At 38.2% G+C, this 17233-nt stretch carries 12 protein-coding genes; 9 read left to right on the top strand and 3 right to left on the bottom strand.

Translation table 11 applies throughout. The features are described from left to right. The first annotated feature begins 48 nt into the window (after positions 1-48). Positions 49-1353 (top strand): tRNA lysidine(34) synthetase TilS, encoded by a 1305-nt coding sequence (gene tilS, locus P0077_RS20060; RefSeq protein WP_276166978.1) that lies wholly within the window; start codon positions 49-51, stop codon positions 1351-1353. Continuing rightward, positions 1353-3314: a protein-disulfide reductase DsbD family protein gene (locus tag P0077_RS20055; protein ID WP_276166977.1), complete on the top strand. Its 1962-nt coding sequence runs from the start codon at positions 1353-1355 to the stop codon at positions 3312-3314. Before tilS ends, P0077_RS20055 begins: the two co-directional genes overlap by 1 nt. Before the next feature lie 71 nt (positions 3315-3385). Here the strand turns inward: P0077_RS20055 and P0077_RS20050 are convergent, their stop codons facing one another. After that, positions 3386-4543 (bottom strand): hypothetical protein, encoded by a 1158-nt coding sequence (locus P0077_RS20050; protein ID WP_276166976.1) that lies wholly within the window; start codon positions 4541-4543, stop codon positions 3386-3388. 273 nt (positions 4544-4816) lie between these two features. Here P0077_RS20050 and P0077_RS20045 point away from each other — a divergent pair, with 273 nt between their 5' ends. After that, the gene (locus P0077_RS20045) at positions 4817-7210 is read left to right on the top strand and encodes a penicillin acylase family protein (RefSeq protein WP_276166975.1); all 2394 of its coding nucleotides are present in this window, start codon (positions 4817-4819) and stop codon (positions 7208-7210) included. Between the two features lie 62 nt (positions 7211-7272). After that, positions 7273-8808, top strand: a complete 1536-nt coding sequence (locus tag P0077_RS20040; protein WP_276166974.1) for a YifB family Mg chelatase-like AAA ATPase — start codon at positions 7273-7275, stop codon at positions 8806-8808. Positions 8809-9645: 837 nt separating this feature from the next. On the opposite strand, the gene P0077_RS20035 is transcribed toward P0077_RS20040, so the two are convergent. Further along, entirely contained in the window at positions 9646-10206 is a 561-nt protein-coding gene (locus tag P0077_RS20035; protein WP_276166973.1) for a hypothetical protein, read from the bottom strand. An 18-nt stretch (positions 10207-10224) separates the two neighbouring features. Continuing rightward, a complete protein-coding gene (locus P0077_RS20030) occupies positions 10225-10668 on the bottom strand; it encodes a hypothetical protein (protein WP_276166972.1) in 444 nt (147 codons plus the stop codon). Between the two features lie 280 nt (positions 10669-10948). On the opposite strand from P0077_RS20030, the gene pxpA reads away from it, so the two are divergent. The 5 genes from pxpA to ilvB all read left to right on the top strand — a co-directional run bounded on the left by pxpA (position 10949) and on the right by ilvB (position 17190). After that, positions 10949-11692, top strand: coding sequence for a 5-oxoprolinase subunit PxpA (pxpA, locus tag P0077_RS20025; RefSeq protein ID WP_276166971.1), 744 nt, complete (start codon positions 10949-10951; stop codon positions 11690-11692). Then, positions 11689-12426, top strand: coding sequence for a 5-oxoprolinase subunit PxpB (pxpB, locus tag P0077_RS20020; protein WP_276166970.1), 738 nt, complete (start codon positions 11689-11691; stop codon positions 12424-12426). The genes pxpA and pxpB overlap by 4 nt, the downstream gene beginning before the upstream one ends. After that, positions 12419-13264 carry a 5-oxoprolinase subunit C family protein gene (locus P0077_RS20015; protein ID WP_276166969.1) on the top strand — a complete coding sequence of 282 codons (846 nt, stop codon included), beginning with the start codon at positions 12419-12421 and terminating at the stop codon, positions 13262-13264. The genes pxpB and P0077_RS20015 overlap by 8 nt, the downstream gene beginning before the upstream one ends. A 430-nt stretch (positions 13265-13694) precedes the next feature. Beyond that, positions 13695-15371, top strand: coding sequence for a dihydroxy-acid dehydratase (ilvD, locus tag P0077_RS20010; protein ID WP_276166968.1), 1677 nt, complete (start codon positions 13695-13697; stop codon positions 15369-15371). A gap of 85 nt (positions 15372-15456) precedes the next feature. Further along, positions 15457-17190, top strand: coding sequence for a biosynthetic-type acetolactate synthase large subunit (ilvB, locus tag P0077_RS20005; RefSeq protein WP_276166967.1), 1734 nt, complete (start codon positions 15457-15459; stop codon positions 17188-17190). Positions 17191-17233: the final 43 nt, after the last annotated feature.

Genomic DNA, 17233 nt, shown 5'->3' with positions numbered 1-17233 from the left:
TAAGCTCGTTTCTACTTCTAAATTATAATTCTTGATTACCTTTGTGATGTGCTAGAAGAGTTCCAAAAACATATTGAAACAAATTTTCAAAACTTACTCAAAAGTAATTTTTTACTTGCTTGCAGTGGAGGCTTGGATAGTACTGTTTTGGTAGATCTTTGCAGTAAGTCTAAACTGGATTTTGCCATAGCACATTGCAACTTTAACTTAAGGGGTGAAGCAAGTAATGGCGATGAAGAGTTCGTTAGAAAACTGTCTTCTTTAAGTGGTAGAAAATTTTACACAACTAATTTTAATACAATTGGTTATGTTGAAAAAAATAAAGTATCGGTTCAGCTAGCTGCAAGGGAGCTAAGGTATGATTGGTTTGCAAAAATCATGCAAGAAAATGATATCAAAACCTTGGTTACGGCGCACCATGTAGATGACAGTGTTGAGACATTTTTAATCAACCTTTCCAGAGGTACAGGTATAGATGGCTTATCTGGAATTCCCGAAAAAACCGATACCATTTCAAGACCGCTTCTTCGGTTTTCTAGAAGTCAAGTTTTAGCGTACGCAGAGGCTCAGAATTTACAATGGCGAGAAGATGCCAGTAATGCGGATACTAAATATTTGCGAAATAAAATTCGGCATGAGATTGTACCGCTTTTAAAAGATTTGAATCCTTCTTTTTTAAAGAATTTTACAACAACACAAGATTATCTTTCTGATAGTGCAGTAATTATTGAGAAACATATTGCTGAATTAAAGTTCAGCTTGTTACAAGAAAAAGATGGGGTCATACGTATTCCGATCAGCGAATTGTTAGAATTAAAGCCTGTATCGGCTTATTTACATGCTTTATTTAAGGAATATGGATTTACGGAGTGGAACGATGTAGAGAATCTATTATTGGCCATGAGCGGCAAGGAAATACATTCTAAAACACATCGATTGGTAAAAGACAGGGATTTCCTTCTCTTGACTGAAATAAAGAAAGAAATAGATGTTGTCTATCAAATAAAAGAGGATCAGATTCAAGTTTCTGAACCGGTTCCACTCAAAATAGAATCAGTAAAACATTTATCGTCTTTAAATACAAATACACTTTACGTAGATAAAAAAGCGTTAAAGTATCCATTGATGATAAGGAAATGGGAAAAAGGCGACTACTTTTATCCTTTAGGGATGCAGGGTAGAAAAAAGCTATCCAAGTTTTTTAAAGATGAAAAAATAGATGTGGTTTCCAAAGAGCGCCAGTGGTTGCTTTGCTCTGCCGGTGAAGTCGTTTGGGTAATTGGCAGGCGAGCGGATGAACGCTTTAAGGTGACCGAAAGTACAAGTGAAATTTTAAAATTCACATTAAATTAATGAAGCATATAATAGTATTTATTTCGTTGTTTTTTAGCTTTTTAAGTGTGTTTTCTCAGGATGATGAGAATCCGGTGGTTTGGTCGCAAGAAGTTAAGAAAATAAGCGATACGGATTATGAGTTGATACTTAAGGGAAATATAGCTGAAGGTTGGCATGTGTACTCTCAATTTACTTCAGAAGGTGGTTCTTTGCCCAGTGAGTTCAATTATAAAAATGCAGGTGAAAATTATGAGCTTGTTGGTGAAACTTTAGAGAGCGAAACTATTGTTGAGTACAGTGATATTTTTGAGGTAGATGAAACTTTTTTTAAGGAAACGGCCATTTTTACTCAGAAAATAAAACTACTTAATCCGGATGTCAATCAAATAGACATCAACTTTTTTTACCAGGTTTGTAAAGAGGTTTGTATTCCGGTAGACAAAGATTTTAGTTTTGTTCTTGACGGGGGAGACGCTGTACAGGAAGAGAAAACTATAGATGAACATAGTAAAGCCCTAAGCTCGGCTTTAAAAATAGATTTGAAGAACAAAGAACTTTTAGGAACTACTCATGAGGTAGGTGAGGCAAGTTCCGGCCTTTGGATGATTTTTGGTTTAGGTTTCCTAGGTGGATTAATAGCATTGCTGACCCCTTGTGTTTTTCCTATGATTCCCCTTACGGTATCTTTCTTTACCAAGCATTCTCAGAAAAAATCAAAAGGAATCATAAATGCCCTGTTGTACGGTTTCTTTATTGTTTTGATATACTTTTTATTAAGTCTGCCGTTTCACATTTTTGACTCCGTTGACTCGCAAATATTGAATACCATTGCTACGAACATCTGGTTGAATATTGCTTTCTTCTTAATTTTTGTGTTCTTTTCGTTTTCGTTTTTCGGGTATTACGAACTGACTTTACCGAGTTCTTGGGCGAATAAAATGGATGCTGCTTCTTCTAAAATAGGAGGTGTAATCGGTATTTTCTTTATGGCCGTTACCTTGGCTATTGTTTCATTTTCATGTACGGGACCTATTTTGGGAGGTCTTTTGGGAAGTACAGTTTTGGAAGAAGGTGATGTTGCAATGAACCTTTCAGTAGGTATGACCGGTTTTGGCGTTGCGTTGGCATTGCCATTTGCCCTTTTTGCATTGTTCCCTGCGTGGTTAAATTCGCTCCCAAAATCTGGAGGTTGGATGACAACAGTAAAGGTGGTACTTGGTTTTCTGGAATTAGCGTTAGCGCTTAAATTCTTGTCCAATGCAGACTTGGTGGGTAATTGGGGAATACTTAAACGTGAAATTTTCTTGGTCATATGGATTGTATTATTCGTACTGTTGACCTTGTACCTTTTTGGAATTTTTAGATTCCCTCATGATGGTCCAAAACAAAAACTGTCATTAGGTCGTAAGGCTACGGGCATAGTGAGTGCTGGTTTTTCAATTTATATTCTATTGGGGCTTTTGGGAGTTTCCAACCTTAAGATGCTCAGTGGTTTTCCACCACCGGCATTTTACAGTGTTTTTGAAACCGAAAGTGATTGTCCGTTGGGAATAGATTGTTATAAAGATTTTGATGAAGGGGTAGCGCATGCAAAAAAAGTGAATAAACCAATTCTATTGGATTTTACGGGCTGGGCTTGCGTTAACTGCAGAAAGATGGAAGAAAACGTTTGGAGCGAACCAGATGTTTATTCTATTCTAAAAGAAGATTATGTGCTTATTTCGTTGTATGTAGATGATAGAAAAGAGCTACCGGAATCGGAACAATTCGATTTTAAATATGATACTGGTCGTGTAAAACATATTGAAACGATAGGTCAGAAATGGGGTACTTTTCAGACCGTTAATTTTAATGCGGCTTCTCAACCGTATTATGTGTTAATGTCCCCTGACTTGGAAATCTTGAACAATGCCGTACAGTATACCGATAGTGATGTGTATCTTAAGTGGTTGAGGGAGGGATTGACTAATTTTGAATAAAACAGAATTGTTATAGAAAAGAAAAAAGGTCACTATTAAAGTGACCTTTTCGCTTTTATTTATCAAAAAAATTATTTGGTAATTCTTCGGGAAGCAGATGTGCCTACTATAGCGTCTAGTTCGGATAAAAATGCATTATGCACTTCTTGTTGGCTAAGTATTTGTCCTTTTTTCTTAGTTCCATTGGCTAAATCAAACCCTGCTTTGGCAGCCGCTAAGCGCTGTGCAGGAGTACCGTGATGCCCAGGGCTTTCAAAACCACAATCCCCAATGTTAAAAAATGCGGATAGAAAGTCCTCAACTCGCTTCCAGTTGTATGTGGCTCCTCTTTTGTGAGTTAGGAAGTATCCAGTAATAAAATCCGCTTCCAATTCCGTCATTCTTGTGGATTCAGGCGTATCGTTGAAAGCGGGTATAGGATATTGCCAATCATCAAAGTTTAAAAACTGTATTTGGTGACCCCATTCATGAGCTAAAATGCTAGACCAAACCACTTTGGGGTCAAGTCCCGTTTCTTCAAGTAATGTAACAATGCCATCTCCGATAACAATAGTTCTATCAAAAGTAGCGAAGCCGTCAGAAGCAAAGAAAGGGTTCTCGGGAATTTGATCGCTATTTGTATTAAAGTTCTCGGCAATCTCTAAAATGTAATCGATTTCTTCTGGAGGTGCTGAAGAATAATTTTCATAAATGTATTGGATAAAATCCAAATCCTCTAGAGTTTCTGTATGTTGGCCATTGACAGTAATTAGATTGGCCATTCCCCAGAATTTTTCAAGGCTTCTAACCTGTTGTTTCACATAATTCGTATACTCCCCATCAGCGCCAAAATAATCTGTATTCTTACCTTCATATGCAGCTGCAATTTGGTTTATGGCAAAGTAATCTTCAAGAATTATGGTAATAGCATCAGGATTACCATCCCAAGCCGAAATAAAACCATCAATCAACAAATCATTGTAATAATCTGCGACCTCATTGAATGGTGTATCTCCGCATTCACTTGGCTCAACCGCCGTAGTAAGCTTTAAGTTGGGTTTGAATTCTCTTACGGAATTAGAGAAATCCAAGTCAAAGTGTCCTTTGGCAGGAGTAGTAATGGAAGCTTTAGCGTTCACGGCGGCCGGCGCGGTAGTTTCATCTACCGGAATGGTGTCATCCGAGCATGAAGTTAACGTAAGGCCTATTGCCAATGCTAACCTTAGAATTTTTTGTTGGTTTCTTTTCATTGTGTAGTCTTTTTAAGATTTCATTTGAAAGTATCTAATTTTTTTAACAAGAAATGTTAAATTACAAACAAATTAAGTGAGAATTGAGATTAAAAATGTCAATTAACTGTGTTTGAGCTTCATGCGATTGTTAATACATAATTTTTATAGATTCCACTTTCTACCACGGTGGTTGTGGTTAATGGGTTACTCTTAAAGAACAGGAAGTAGTTTGTCCATCAATTTTAATCTCCTTGTAAATATTTCATATATTACATGAAAACTTAGACTTGAATGAGAAGATTTAAGCAATTGGGGTTGGGTTTCCTCGCTCTTATTGGTGTATTGGCCGTGATAATTGGCAGTTTTACATTTCATCTAAAACCTGACTACGATGGTGAAACTAAACTTCAGGGGCTTTCTGAAGAAGTTCAGGTTTATTACGATACATACGGAATTCCCCACATTTATGCAGAAAATGATCAAGATGCTTTTAAAGCGCTAGGGTATGTGCATGCACAGGATAGACTGTGGCAAATGGAGTTGTTGCGTCGTATCGGCAGCGGTAGACTTGCAGAAGTTTTTGGAAAAGATTTACTGGAAACGGATAAGTTTTTCTTGGCATTGGGCGTAGATGATTATTCCTCAGAAACCATAGCTAAAGTAAACAGCAATGATGAGTCGGTTCAATTGTCATTGGCTTATTTAGATGGAATTAACCAGTTCATTGAAGAAGGTCCTACACCTGTGGAGTTTTATCTTACGGGTACTGAAAAAAAGCCATTCGTTTTAAAAGACGTCTATAATACCTTGGGTTATATGGCCTTCAGTTTTGCTATGGCCCATAAAACGGATCCTTTATTGAGTAGGGTTAAGGATAAACTGGGCTTTGAGTATTTAAAGGATTTGGAAATTGATAGTGATACAACTACGCTGTGGATTAAGAACTATCCCCGTAATCGAGCGGATTCTATACAAAAATCAATATCAGAAGTAATGTCTTCTCTGGAGAAGTTGTCTATTCCTCTTTTTGAAGGGAGTAACGGCTGGGCAATAGCGCCAGAAAAGACTAAAAATGGTAAAGTGATTTTTGCTAATGACCCTCATATAGGATTTTCGCAACCTTCCGTTTGGTATGAGGCACATGTAAGTACGCCTAATTATGAGAAGTACGGATATCATTTGGCAGGTGTGCCGTATCCTATTTTAGGGCATAACAGGCAGCTGGCTTATGGCATGACTATGTTCGAGAATGATGATGTTGATTTTTACTACGAAAAGACACATCCAACGGACCCAAGGAAATATAAAAAAGGGAACGAATGGAAAGATTATGAGATCATATCCAAAACCATAAAAGTCAAAGATTCGGATGACGTTCATTTTTCCTATAAAAAAACACATCGCGGTCCTGTTTTAAATGGTATTGCGGATCAGATAACCGGAGAACGGCCCATTTCTATGTGGTGGATATTTACCAAAGTAGAAAATGAATTATTGAACGCCTTATATGACATGTCTTATGCAGCAAACCTCAATGAGTTTGCCCTTGCGTTGAAACAGCTACATGCTCCTGGTTTGGGTATTGTATATGGGGATGCAGAAGATAATGTGGCCTATTGGGCTGCGGCTAAATTGTATCATATTCCGGATAGTGTTCATACCAAATTTGTGAATGAGGAGGGAAAGGGACTTCCTGTAGAAAAGAGGTATTTGGATTTCGGCAAGAATCCACATACTATTAATCCCTCTTGGCATTATGTTTATTCAGCAAATAATCAGCCGGAGTCAATTGACGGAATGCTGTATCCTGGTTATTATTTACCAGAGAATAGGGCCAGAAGAATTTTTCAACTTTTGGAAAGTAAAAGTGATTGGGATAAGGAAGCGGTAGGACAAATGATTAATGATGATACTTCTCCTGTGAATGTTGAAATTGTAACCATGCTTCTTTCAAAATTAAAAATAGAAGGATTGGGTGCCTCTCGGATCAAAATATTGGATGCCTTAAAACAATGGAATGGAGATTACCCAAAAACGAGTATAGAAGCAACCGTTTATCATAAATGGTTGTATTCTATTTTGCAGCATACTTTTGAAGATGAACTGGGAGATACTCTTTTTGATGAAATAATGAATACGCACTTAATAAAACGGACAATAGCTCCTATTGTGGCCAATGAAAATTCTATTTGGTGGGATGATATTTCAACCTCGGGGATAGTTGAAAGTCAAGCCGATATTATTAATGTTTCGTTTCGGGAAACGCTACAAGATTTGGAGAAAACTTTAGGAAAAGATAGCGCTTCGTGGGTTTGGGGCCGGGTTCATACCATAGAGCACGGTCACCCCATTGGTCAAATAGATGCGCTTAGGTCGTTCTTTAATGTAGGGCCATTTGGGGCGAGAGGAACGCGAGAAGTTATAAACAATGCGTACTTTCCGTATACAGAAGATGGGTTTTATAAAGTTAGTTCTGGGCCCTCTACGAGAAGGGTAATCGACTTTTCTGATGTAGAAAATGGCATGAGTATATTGCCCACGGGTCAATCTGGAAATCCGTTTAGCGAGCATTATAAAGATCAGGCAGAAATGTATGTGAATGGTGGGTTTCGTAAGATGATGTTGAATAAGGAGGAAATCATGACCACCTCAAAATCACAACTCACTTTGAAGCCTGATAAATAGAGATGTAGATTGTAATTTAATTTGAAGGAAATTAACCATAGTATTACTAAATAGTAACATATATGCTCACCAAAGTCTTTGGAAGTGCCGTTTTTGGAGTAGATGCAACTACTATAACATGTGAAGTCAATGTTGACAAAGGGGTTGGTTACCATTTGGTAGGTCTGCCTGATAATGCAATAAAGGAAAGTAACTATCGTATTGCAGCAGCACTTTTAAATAATGGGTATAAGATTCCAGGTAAGAAAATAACCTTAAATCTAGCTCCAGCGGATTTGCGTAAAGAGGGCTCTGCATATGACCTGACTTTGGCCATTGGTATTCTTACGGCCTCAGGTCAGATTAAATCGGAAAACGTAGAGAAGTATATTATAATGGGTGAGCTTTCATTAGATGGAAGCCTTCATCCTATAAAAGGAGGACTGCCAATTGCCATAAAAGCGCAAGAAGAAGGTTTTGAAGGATTTATACTTCCAAAGGAAAATGCAAAAGAAGCTGCAATTGTATCCGATTTAAAAGTCTACGGAGTTGAGAATATAAGTGAGGTTATTGAGTTTTTTGATAAAGGAACTCCGTTAGAACAAACTATTATCAACACGCGTGAAGAGTTTTATAAGACCTTGGATTTTCCTGAATTCGATTTTGCAGATGTAAAAGGGCAGGAAAGTATAAAACGCTCTATGGAAATTGCCGCGGCAGGCGGTCATAATATTATTTTGGTGGGGCCTCCGGGCGCGGGAAAAACAATGCTTGCTAAACGGTTGCCTTCCATTTTACCGCCAATGACCTTGCATGAGGCCTTGGAGACTACAAAGATTCACAGTGTGGTGGGAAAGATAAAGAACATGGGTCTCATGAGCCAACGTCCATTTAGAAATCCCCATCACACCATAAGCAGTGCTGCACTTGTAGGCGGCGGAAGTTACCCACAACCGGGTGAAATATCATTGTCTCATAATGGCGTACTTTTTCTAGATGAGCTACCGGAATTTGAGCGTAGGGTGTTGGAAGTCATGCGTCAACCTATGGAAGACCGTGAGGTAACTATAGCAAGGGCACGTTTTACGGTTACGTACCCCAGTAGTTTTATGTTGGTGGCAAGTATGAACCCTAGTCCGGGCGGGTATTTTAACGACCCAGATGCTCCAGTTACGTCATCACCAGCGGAAATGCAACGGTATTTAAGCAAGATTTCCGGGCCGCTATTGGATCGTATTGATATTCATATTGAAGTGACCCCTGTGCCTTTTGAAAAGTTGTCAGAAGACCGAAAAGGGGAGAGCAGCGTTGAAATAAGAAAGAGAGTGACTGCTGCAAGGGAGATTCAGACTAAACGTTTTAAAGAACCTCCTAATCTACACTACAATGCCCAGATGAATACAAAACAGATTCGTGAATTCTGTAGATTAGACGATGCATCAAAGGAATTGTTAAAAAATGCCATGGAAAGACTAAACCTGTCCGCACGTGCCTATGACCGTATTTTAAAAGTAGGCAGAACCATTGCCGATTTAGAAGGTGTAGAAGCGGTAAATGGGACGCACATTGCAGAAGCTATTCAGTACCGGAGCTTAGATAGAGAAGGTTGGTTAGGGTAGTTATTTTAGGATTTAGCTGTTAAATAAAAGCCCCTAACTTCTAGTGAAGGGAGGGGCCAGGTAATCTAAGTTTGAAATTTTGACAATCCTAAAATGGAGAATTGTTGTAAAGAAAAATCGCCATGACGATTATAAAAATTACATTGAATGCAACATAGGCGTAGGTGAGTTTGTCTCTTGTCTTCATAAATTGATTATCTGTTGTTCCTTCACAAATTTAAAAGGATACACGTATAATAAAACAAAGAAAAACCCCACAATTTTTGGGTAAAAATTCCCTTAATTTGGAGGTTTTTGATGATGTCTTGTTTTTTTAGATAAACATTTAACCTGGTGATAGGTATCGTACTATCCGTATTTGTTGGCCTTAGGGTGCTATAGTGAAAAATATAACGTAAAGCGACCATAAGAAACAAAAGGCGCAAAAGACGTAAACAAGGTAATCGTTCAGTGTAGTTTTTTCCTTCATAGTAAATGGTTTATATATATAAAACGACATTCTATGGTGTTCTTACAGGTATGGATCGTGCAAAGGGCATTAAATTCGATTGAAAACCGGAACGTCGGTAATAAGTAGGAATAATCCTATAAACTGTAAAACGTGAAAATCATCTGAACAGCCTTTTGAAACAGTTCGTCTAGGGGAAGAACCTCTAGTGTAGGAAAGGGTTGGGTGTAAACTAGATAGGTAGTTGTGGTCCTTTTATACAAGTGATAAGAGCATCAATTGGAGTTGTAGGAATAATGCGGACCGTTCTTTTGTAGTAATAGGTGTTTTTGTATTCGCAGTTCTTTGCAGAGAAGCGGCTTTTTGTTTTAAGTATGAGGTGTTAAAACCTATAGTTGAAACTCGCCGTTGCCGTGGTCTTCTTTTCCTTTGTTGCTGGCAAATACATCTTTTAAGATGTAGGCAATTATAATAGTGATTCCCACAGCTAGTAGAGGAATCGCATAAGATTCGTTTAGCATATTCAGGAGACTTCCAGCTATAATAGCAAGGGCGCCAACCACCATGGCTAAATTCCATAGTACACGCGTCATATTATTTTTCTGTCTGCGGTCCTCGTCCAGAAAATAGGCGGTCCCTTCCATAATAAACCAAGTAATAAAAGAAATAGCGATTAGAATTTGAAAGAGTAGGGTAAATGGAAGATCAACCACCCTAAAAAGTCCATTAAGGGCCCAGCTTGTTACCATTACCATTTTAACGATATCAATAAACAGTTTGGTTTCCTTTTTCCAGAAACGAATGGAATATAAAATAAGAATAGCCGTAAAAGCCAAGAAAATAGTTTCTGATGCATACGGCCAATGAAAAATACGTGATAACATGCCCAACAACAAAATTGCGATTGAAATTCTCAAAGGAGTCTTTAAAATCTTTGTATTATTTGACATGGCAATAAGGTTTTAAGTTTATATCGCTTTGATATGTACACGCAAGCCTTCCATTATCCCTAGAATATTTGTAACGGTTTCTTTAAGATAATATTTTATAAGAACGTGTGGTATTCTTATAGTGGTAAAGCCATTTTTGAAAGAATGCATAGCTTCTTCAAGGTCATTAATGGCTTGTTCATGAGTCATCATATGATACTCGGTGTCTACTTCAATATTAAGTTTTACCCTAGAAATAGCAATGTCTATAGATTTGGAGCCATCCCACCATTCTAGCATGGAAGGGACGCCTGCTTCTTTTAAGCCATAGTATAATTGTATGGCTTCACGAGGCGTTTTATTAACCTCCATCAGCTTTATCATTCTTGGTCTGTGTTCACTACACAATTCAACACCTAAGGTGTCCATTGACTGTTTGTGATCCGCATAACCAAGTTCTTTATTACATTCTAAACAATTCATTTCAGTAGGTCAATTTGGCCCCGGTTAAAATGAGGGGGAAGTTCGATTTGGGATAATAATAACCTGTAAATTTTCTGGATATTATATAGATTCGACATACAACACTCTAGTTTTAGATGAACTGCAATTTTTTAGATAAACGGCATTAAAAAATGTTAAAACTGTGGTGAAACGTGGGCTCGCGAGATATGGTTTAACGGTTCAATTCTAGGTTAAGATAGCGTGTTTTCTTACAAAAAGTCTAAAAGTTAATGAGTATTTTAGAAATTTAAATTTTAAGATGAAGGTTAAGTATATTGATTTAAATTGTGACGTTGGGGAAGGTGTAGATAATGAGGAAGAGCTATTACCTTTGCTTTCTTCATGCAATATTGCTTGTGGAGGGCATGCAGGTAATAGCGCTACAATGTCTCTTATAGTAGGGTTGGCCAAAGAGAATAATGTTCTCATAGGAGCGCACCCATCCTATCCTGATAAGGATAATTTTGGAAGGTCTAGTATGGTAATGGATCCAAAAGAACTCATGACAAGTATCCGGAGCCAAATTAAAAGCCTAGTTAACATTGTGAGTCATTTAGGATTAAAGCTTAACCATATAAAAGCACATGGGGCATTATACAATGATATCGCTAAGAACGCTTCATTGGCAGCTTGTTTTTTGGCAGCTATTGAGGAATACAAAAAAGATGTTTTGATTTATGTGCCTTTTGGTTCAGAAATAGACAAGGAAGCTGAGCAGGCAGGTTACAGAGTAAAGTTTGAAGTATTTGCGGACCGCAATTATCAAGCTGACTTAAATCTGGTGCCCAGAAAAGAAAACAAGGCGCTTATCACAGACAAGAAAGAGGTGTTGATGCATGTGGTAGAAATGGCTAATCATAAAAGGGTGAAGACGGTTCATGGGGAGGTCGTTTCAATCATCGGTGATACTTTCTGTATTCATGGAGATACACCTGCGGCATTGGAAATAGTATTGTATCTTACCCGAGAATTACCCAACCATAATATTTTTATAAAAAAGTGAATAAATATTCAATTTCCATACGCCCTTTTGGAATTCACGCTATTCTGTTAGAATGGCCGGGCAGGGTTGATGTGGCTATTTTAGAAGATATATTGCAATTTACCCAGTATCTTAAAGAGTGTTGTTTAAAGAATGAAAGATGGGAAATTGTGCCTGCATATAATTCAGTAACCCTTATTCATAGAGAAGAACCCATTGATTTTAAAGAAATAGAGACCAAGCTTCTTAATTGGTATAAAGAAGATATTAAGATAGTGAAACGCCAAAAAATAGTGTGGCGTTTACCGGTGTGTTATGATGAGAATTTTGGGATTGATCTAAATGAAATTTCCCAAAAATCGGAAAAAAACATAAAAGAGATAATTGGTTTACATACCTCTCATGTATATACGGTTTTTGGTATAGGGTTTTTACCGGGGTTCACGTATTTAGGAGGAGTTCCGGAAGAACTGCAATTTAATAGAAGGGAAGAGCCGCGTGCTAAGGTTTTAAGGGGAGCAGTAGGTTTGGCAGGAAAGCAAACGGGGATTTACCCTCAAGAATCACCTGGAGGATGGAATATCATTGGGAACTGCCCAATACCTATGTTTGATCCCAAAGCGGAAGAGCCTTGTTTTGTAAGTGTGGGAGACCAAGTACAATTCTTTAAAATTACGAGGGCCGAGTTCGATTTATATAAAATTGAGAGTGAAGTAGGGATTTACAAACTTGAAAAAACGGTATTAGATGCTTAAAGTACTTAAATCAGGTTTGTTTACGGCCGTACATGATATTGGTAGGTACGGTTATTTAAATAAAGGTGTACCTGTTGCCGGTTTTATGGATGGTTTTTCTGCTAAGAAAGCCAATCAGCTCTTAGGTAATGATGCGCATGCGGCTGTGTTGGAAATAACCATGACAGGGCCAACCTTAATGTTTGAGGATGAAACTTATATTAGTATGGGAGGGGCTTTGCTTTACGCTACCCTAAATAATGAGCCTATTGCTAATTATGAGGTTATAAAGGTAAAGAAAGGAGATATTCTGTCCTATGGGAAGTTGGAAAAAGGCTTCAGGAACTATCTGGCCATTAAAGGGGGGGTTAAAGCGCCATTGGTGTTAGGGAGTCAATCTTTTTTTTCATCGGTGACAAAAAAGAACCACCTAGATGATGGTGATGAATTGGAGTATGATGCGTGCTCACATTTTGAACCAAAAATTAGTAAGTTGAAAGTAGATTCTTTTTTAGATGAAATAAATTTAGAAGTGTCTCAAGGGCCGGAATATGGAAATCTTTCGGACAGACAACTGGAGAGATTGTTTGGAAAAAAATTCAGTATATCCAATGAAAACAATAGAATGGCCTATCAACTTGAAGAAAAAATAGAAGGTCTTCAAATTTCTATGATTACCTCAGCTACGCTGCCAGGAACAATACAGTTGACGCCATCAGGTAAATTGATTATTCTGATGAAAGACGGACAAACCACAGGAGGGTATCCTCGAATATTGCAACTTTCCGATAAGGCTATTTCGGTGCTAGCCCAGAAAAAATATGGGGATGAGGTTTGTTTTAAATTGAATTCACAATAATTACCAGTAATTTCTGCGAATAATTTGTTGGTATGCACTGACTTTTTCTCTAATATTGTTCTAATGAAAACAAACACACGTATTAACATGGTGGTAAAGGTCATTCTCGAAAGGGAATGATGCAGTTTTTCATAGTTTAGAAAGGCCTGTATCTAATTTATTCGATATAGGCCTTTTTTCGTTTTCAGGGGTGTCGTACAAGGAAAACTGTGATTTGCTGAATAGTGACTATAAAAACGTGTTCAATAAGTGTGAATTGAATATGATAAAATTTACTAGTTAAATTATTGTAAATCAGTATTTTGGATAACTTTTTAGGCTATTGGATTTAGATAGGGGCGCTACGCTTAAAATACTGAAATTAAGAAAAGGATACCTTTGAGTATAGAGAGTACATTTTGTAAAAGAACAACCAATTATATAACGCTTAATGGAACTGAATAAATACAGTAAAAACGTAACACAAGATTCAACACAACCAGCAGCACAAGCAATGCTTTATGCTATAGGTTTTAAAGATGAAGATTTTAATAAACCATTAATTGGAATTGCAAGTACAGGTTATGAGGGGAACCCTTGTAATATGCACTTGAACGATTTGGCCAAGTTGGTAAAGGAAGGTGTTAATTCTAAAGAAACTGTAGGTCTTATTTTTAATACTATCGGTGTTAGTGATGGTATTTCTATGGGAACACCTGGAATGCGTTTTTCTCTTCCATCCAGAGATATCATTGCAGATTCTATGGAGACTGTTGTTCAGGGAATGTCATATGACGGTCTTGTAACTGTTGTAGGTTGTGATAAAAATATGCCAGGTGCACTTATAGCAATGTTGCGTCTTAACCGTCCTGCAATATTGGTTTACGGTGGTACGGTAGCCTCTGGGTGTCATAATAATAAAAGATTGGATATTGTATCTGCTTTTGAAGCCTGGGGCGAGAAAGTAGCGGGCACTATGGAAGAACCCGAATACAAAGATGTCATTAAAGAATCAATACCGGGGGCCGGAGCTTGTGGGGGTATGTATACAGCCAATACTATGGCGTCTGCAATTGAAGCTTTAGGTATGTCCATGCCTTATAATTCTTCCAACCCTGCTATTAGTAGCAATAAAAAAGAAGAAAGTATAGCTGCAGGTAAACAAATGCGCACACTTATTGAAAAGGATATTAAGCCATTGGATATTGTTACGCATAAATCTCTTGAGAACGCTATTCGTTTGGTAACAATATTGGGTGGTTCAACTAATGCGGTATTACATTTCTTGGCGATCGCAAGAGCTGCAGATATCGAGTTTACCTTACAGGATTTTCAACATATTAGTGATACCACGCCGTTTATAGCGGATTTAAAACCTAGCGGTAAATATTTAATGGAAGACGTTCACCGTGTTGGTGGAATTCCAGCGGTATTGAAATATCTATTAAAAAATGGAATACTGCATGGTGATTGTTTGACCGTAACAGGAAAAACCTTGGCGGAGAACCTAGAAAGTGTACCGGATTTAGAAGAAGGTCAAGATGTGATTATGCCTTTGGATAAGCCGATTAAGGCTACTGGGCACTTGCGTATGTTGTACGGAAACTTGGCTGAAAACGGTTCAGTTGCAAAAATTACAGGTAAAGAAGGGTTGTTGTTCAAAGGAACGGCAAAAGTATTTAATGGAGAGTATGCTGCAAATGACGGTATTCGTACTGGTTTGGTTAAGAAGGGTGATGTTGTGGTTATTCGTTATGAAGGACCAAAAGGAGGCCCAGGTATGCCAGAAATGCTAAAACCTACTGCGGCAATAATGGGTGCAGGCCTTGGAAAAGATGTGGCATTGATTACGGATGGTCGCTTTTCTGGGGGTACACATGGTTTTGTTGTGGGGCATATTTCACCGGAAGCACAAGAAGGAGGAAATATAGCTTTGGTGGAAGATGGCGATATCATTACTATAGATGCTGAAACCAACTCTATTAACGTTGAGGTTTCTGCTGAAGAATTTGCAAAAAGAAAAGAATCTTGGGTAGAGCCCGAGTTGAAGTTCAAAAAAGGAGTGTTGTACAAATACGCACGATCAGTTTCATCTGCCGCGCAAGGTTGTGTAACTGACGAGTTTTAATGAATATGAAAGGATTTCTCGAAACACGATGAGAAGTCAGGAGCAGAGTGGTCTCTGCAATTAGTTATATAAGGATTACAGACCTATGGAAACATTAAAAATGAAAACGGAGGAAAACCCAAAGAAAACAAAAATGAAAATAAGTGGTGCAGAGGCCATCATACATTGTTTGCTGGCTGAGGGTGTGGATTTGCTATATGGCTACCCTGGTGGTGCTATTATGCCCGTTTATGACGAATTATATAAATTTCAGGATAAGCTTACCCATATCTTAACGCGTCATGAGCAAGGTGCTACGCACGCAGCCCAGGGGTTTGCTAGGGTTACGGGTAGAGTAGGTGTTGCCATGGCTACATCTGGTCCTGGAGCCACCAATCTGGTTACAGGTCTGGCCGATGCTCAGATAGACTCTACTCCAATGGTGTGTATTACGGGTCAAGTTACGCGTCATTTGTTAGGTTCCGATGCGTTTCAAGAAACCGATATTATCGGAATCTCTACGCCGGTTACAAAATGGAACTATCAGATAACGGAAGCTTCTGAAATTCCTGAAATCATGGCAAAGGCGTTCTATATTGCCAAGTCAGGTAGACCGGGTCCGGTTTTAGTGGATATTACTAAAAATGCTCAGATAGATGAGTTTGAGTTTAGTTATGAAAAATGCACGGCGGTAAGAAGTTACAATCCTGTGCCTAAGCCTAAGGTTAAGCAAATTGAAGCTGCTGCTGAACTTATTAATAATGCCAAAAAACCACTTATTGTTTGGGGTCAAGGTGTAATTTTAGGTAAAGCGGAAGAAGAGCTGAAAGCATTGGTAGAAAAGTCAGGGGTTCCTGCTGCTTGGACAATTATGGGGGCTTCGGCTTTGGATAATGAGCATCCTTTAAACGTGGGTATGGTAGGTATGCACGGTAACTATGGACCAAATGTATTAACGAATGAATGCGATGTTCTAATTGCCATCGGTATGCGTTTTGATGATCGTGTAACAGGTAGTTTGGATACGTATGCCAAACAAGCAAAAGTAATCCATTTCGAAATTGATAAAGCGGAAATCAATAAAAACGTTCATGCAGACGTACCTGTTTTAGGTAACTCCAAAGAGACGTTGGGTATGTTATTGCCTTTGATCAAAGAGAATAAACATGAGGCTTGGCACAACGAATTCAAAGAGAAGTATAAAGTTGAATTTGATCAGGTAATTAAAGACGATATTCAGCCTACAAAAGAAGGGTTGACTATGGGGGAGGTTATTGAACAGATAAATATAGAATCTGAGCAAAAAGCCGTAATTGTTACGGATGTAGGGCAGCACCAGATGATCGGTTGTCGTTATGCAAAGTTCAAACAAAGCAAGAGTAATATAACTTCTGGAGGTCTTGGTACCATGGGGTTTGCACTTCCAGCGGCTATTGGCGCCAAAATGGGAGCTATGGACCGTGAGGTAGTTGCAATTATTGGTGATGGAGGTTATCAAATGACCATTCAAGAATTGGGGGTTATCTTTCAGCATAATGTACCGGTTAAGATAGTTGTTCTAAATAATGAGCACTTAGGAATGGTGCGTCAGTGGCAGGAGCTTTTCTTTGATAGAAGATATGCTTCAACTGTAATGACGAACCCTGATTTTGTTAAGATTGCCGAAGGGTATCATATTGAAGCGAAGCGCGTAAGCACTCGTGAAGATATGAAAGCGGCAGTTAAAGAAATGATTGCTTCCAAAAACCCATACTTCTTAGAGGTGAAGGTGGAACAAGAAGACAATGTGTTCCCAATGATTCCTTCTGGAGCTTCGGTTTCCGACGTTCGTTTGAAGTAATTAGATAAACCGAAAAAAGTGTTCTCAAACCGCATTTAAATAG

Origin of the sequence: Zobellia alginiliquefaciens (genome assembly GCF_029323795.1) — a bacterium.
Classification (GTDB): Bacteria; Bacteroidota; Bacteroidia; order Flavobacteriales; family Flavobacteriaceae; genus Zobellia; species Zobellia alginiliquefaciens.
Note: the sequence above shows the minus strand (reverse complement) of the source record. Positions and strands in the feature narration are given on the sequence as shown.

Coding starts and splice junctions, on each gene's coding strand:
- P0077_RS20055 (WP_276166977.1), top strand. CDS start 1,353: ATGAAGCATATAATAGTATTTATTTCGTTGTTTTTTAGCTTTTTAAGT.
- P0077_RS20050 (WP_276166976.1), bottom strand. CDS start 4,543: ATGAAAAGAAACCAACAAAAAATTCTAAGGTTAGCATTGGCAATAGGC.
- P0077_RS20045 (WP_276166975.1), top strand. CDS start 4,817: ATGAGAAGATTTAAGCAATTGGGGTTGGGTTTCCTCGCTCTTATTGGT.
- P0077_RS20040 (WP_276166974.1), top strand. CDS start 7,273: ATGCTCACCAAAGTCTTTGGAAGTGCCGTTTTTGGAGTAGATGCAACT.
- P0077_RS20035 (WP_276166973.1), bottom strand. CDS start 10,206: ATGTCAAATAATACAAAGATTTTAAAGACTCCTTTGAGAATTTCAATC.
- P0077_RS20030 (WP_276166972.1), bottom strand. CDS start 10,668: ATGAATTGTTTAGAATGTAATAAAGAACTTGGTTATGCGGATCACAAA.
- pxpA (WP_276166971.1), top strand. CDS start 10,949: ATGAAGGTTAAGTATATTGATTTAAATTGTGACGTTGGGGAAGGTGTA.
- P0077_RS20015 (WP_276166969.1), top strand. CDS start 12,419: ATGCTTAAAGTACTTAAATCAGGTTTGTTTACGGCCGTACATGATATT.
- ilvD (WP_276166968.1), top strand. CDS start 13,695: ATGGAACTGAATAAATACAGTAAAAACGTAACACAAGATTCAACACAA.
- ilvB (WP_276166967.1), top strand. CDS start 15,457: ATGGAAACATTAAAAATGAAAACGGAGGAAAACCCAAAGAAAACAAAA.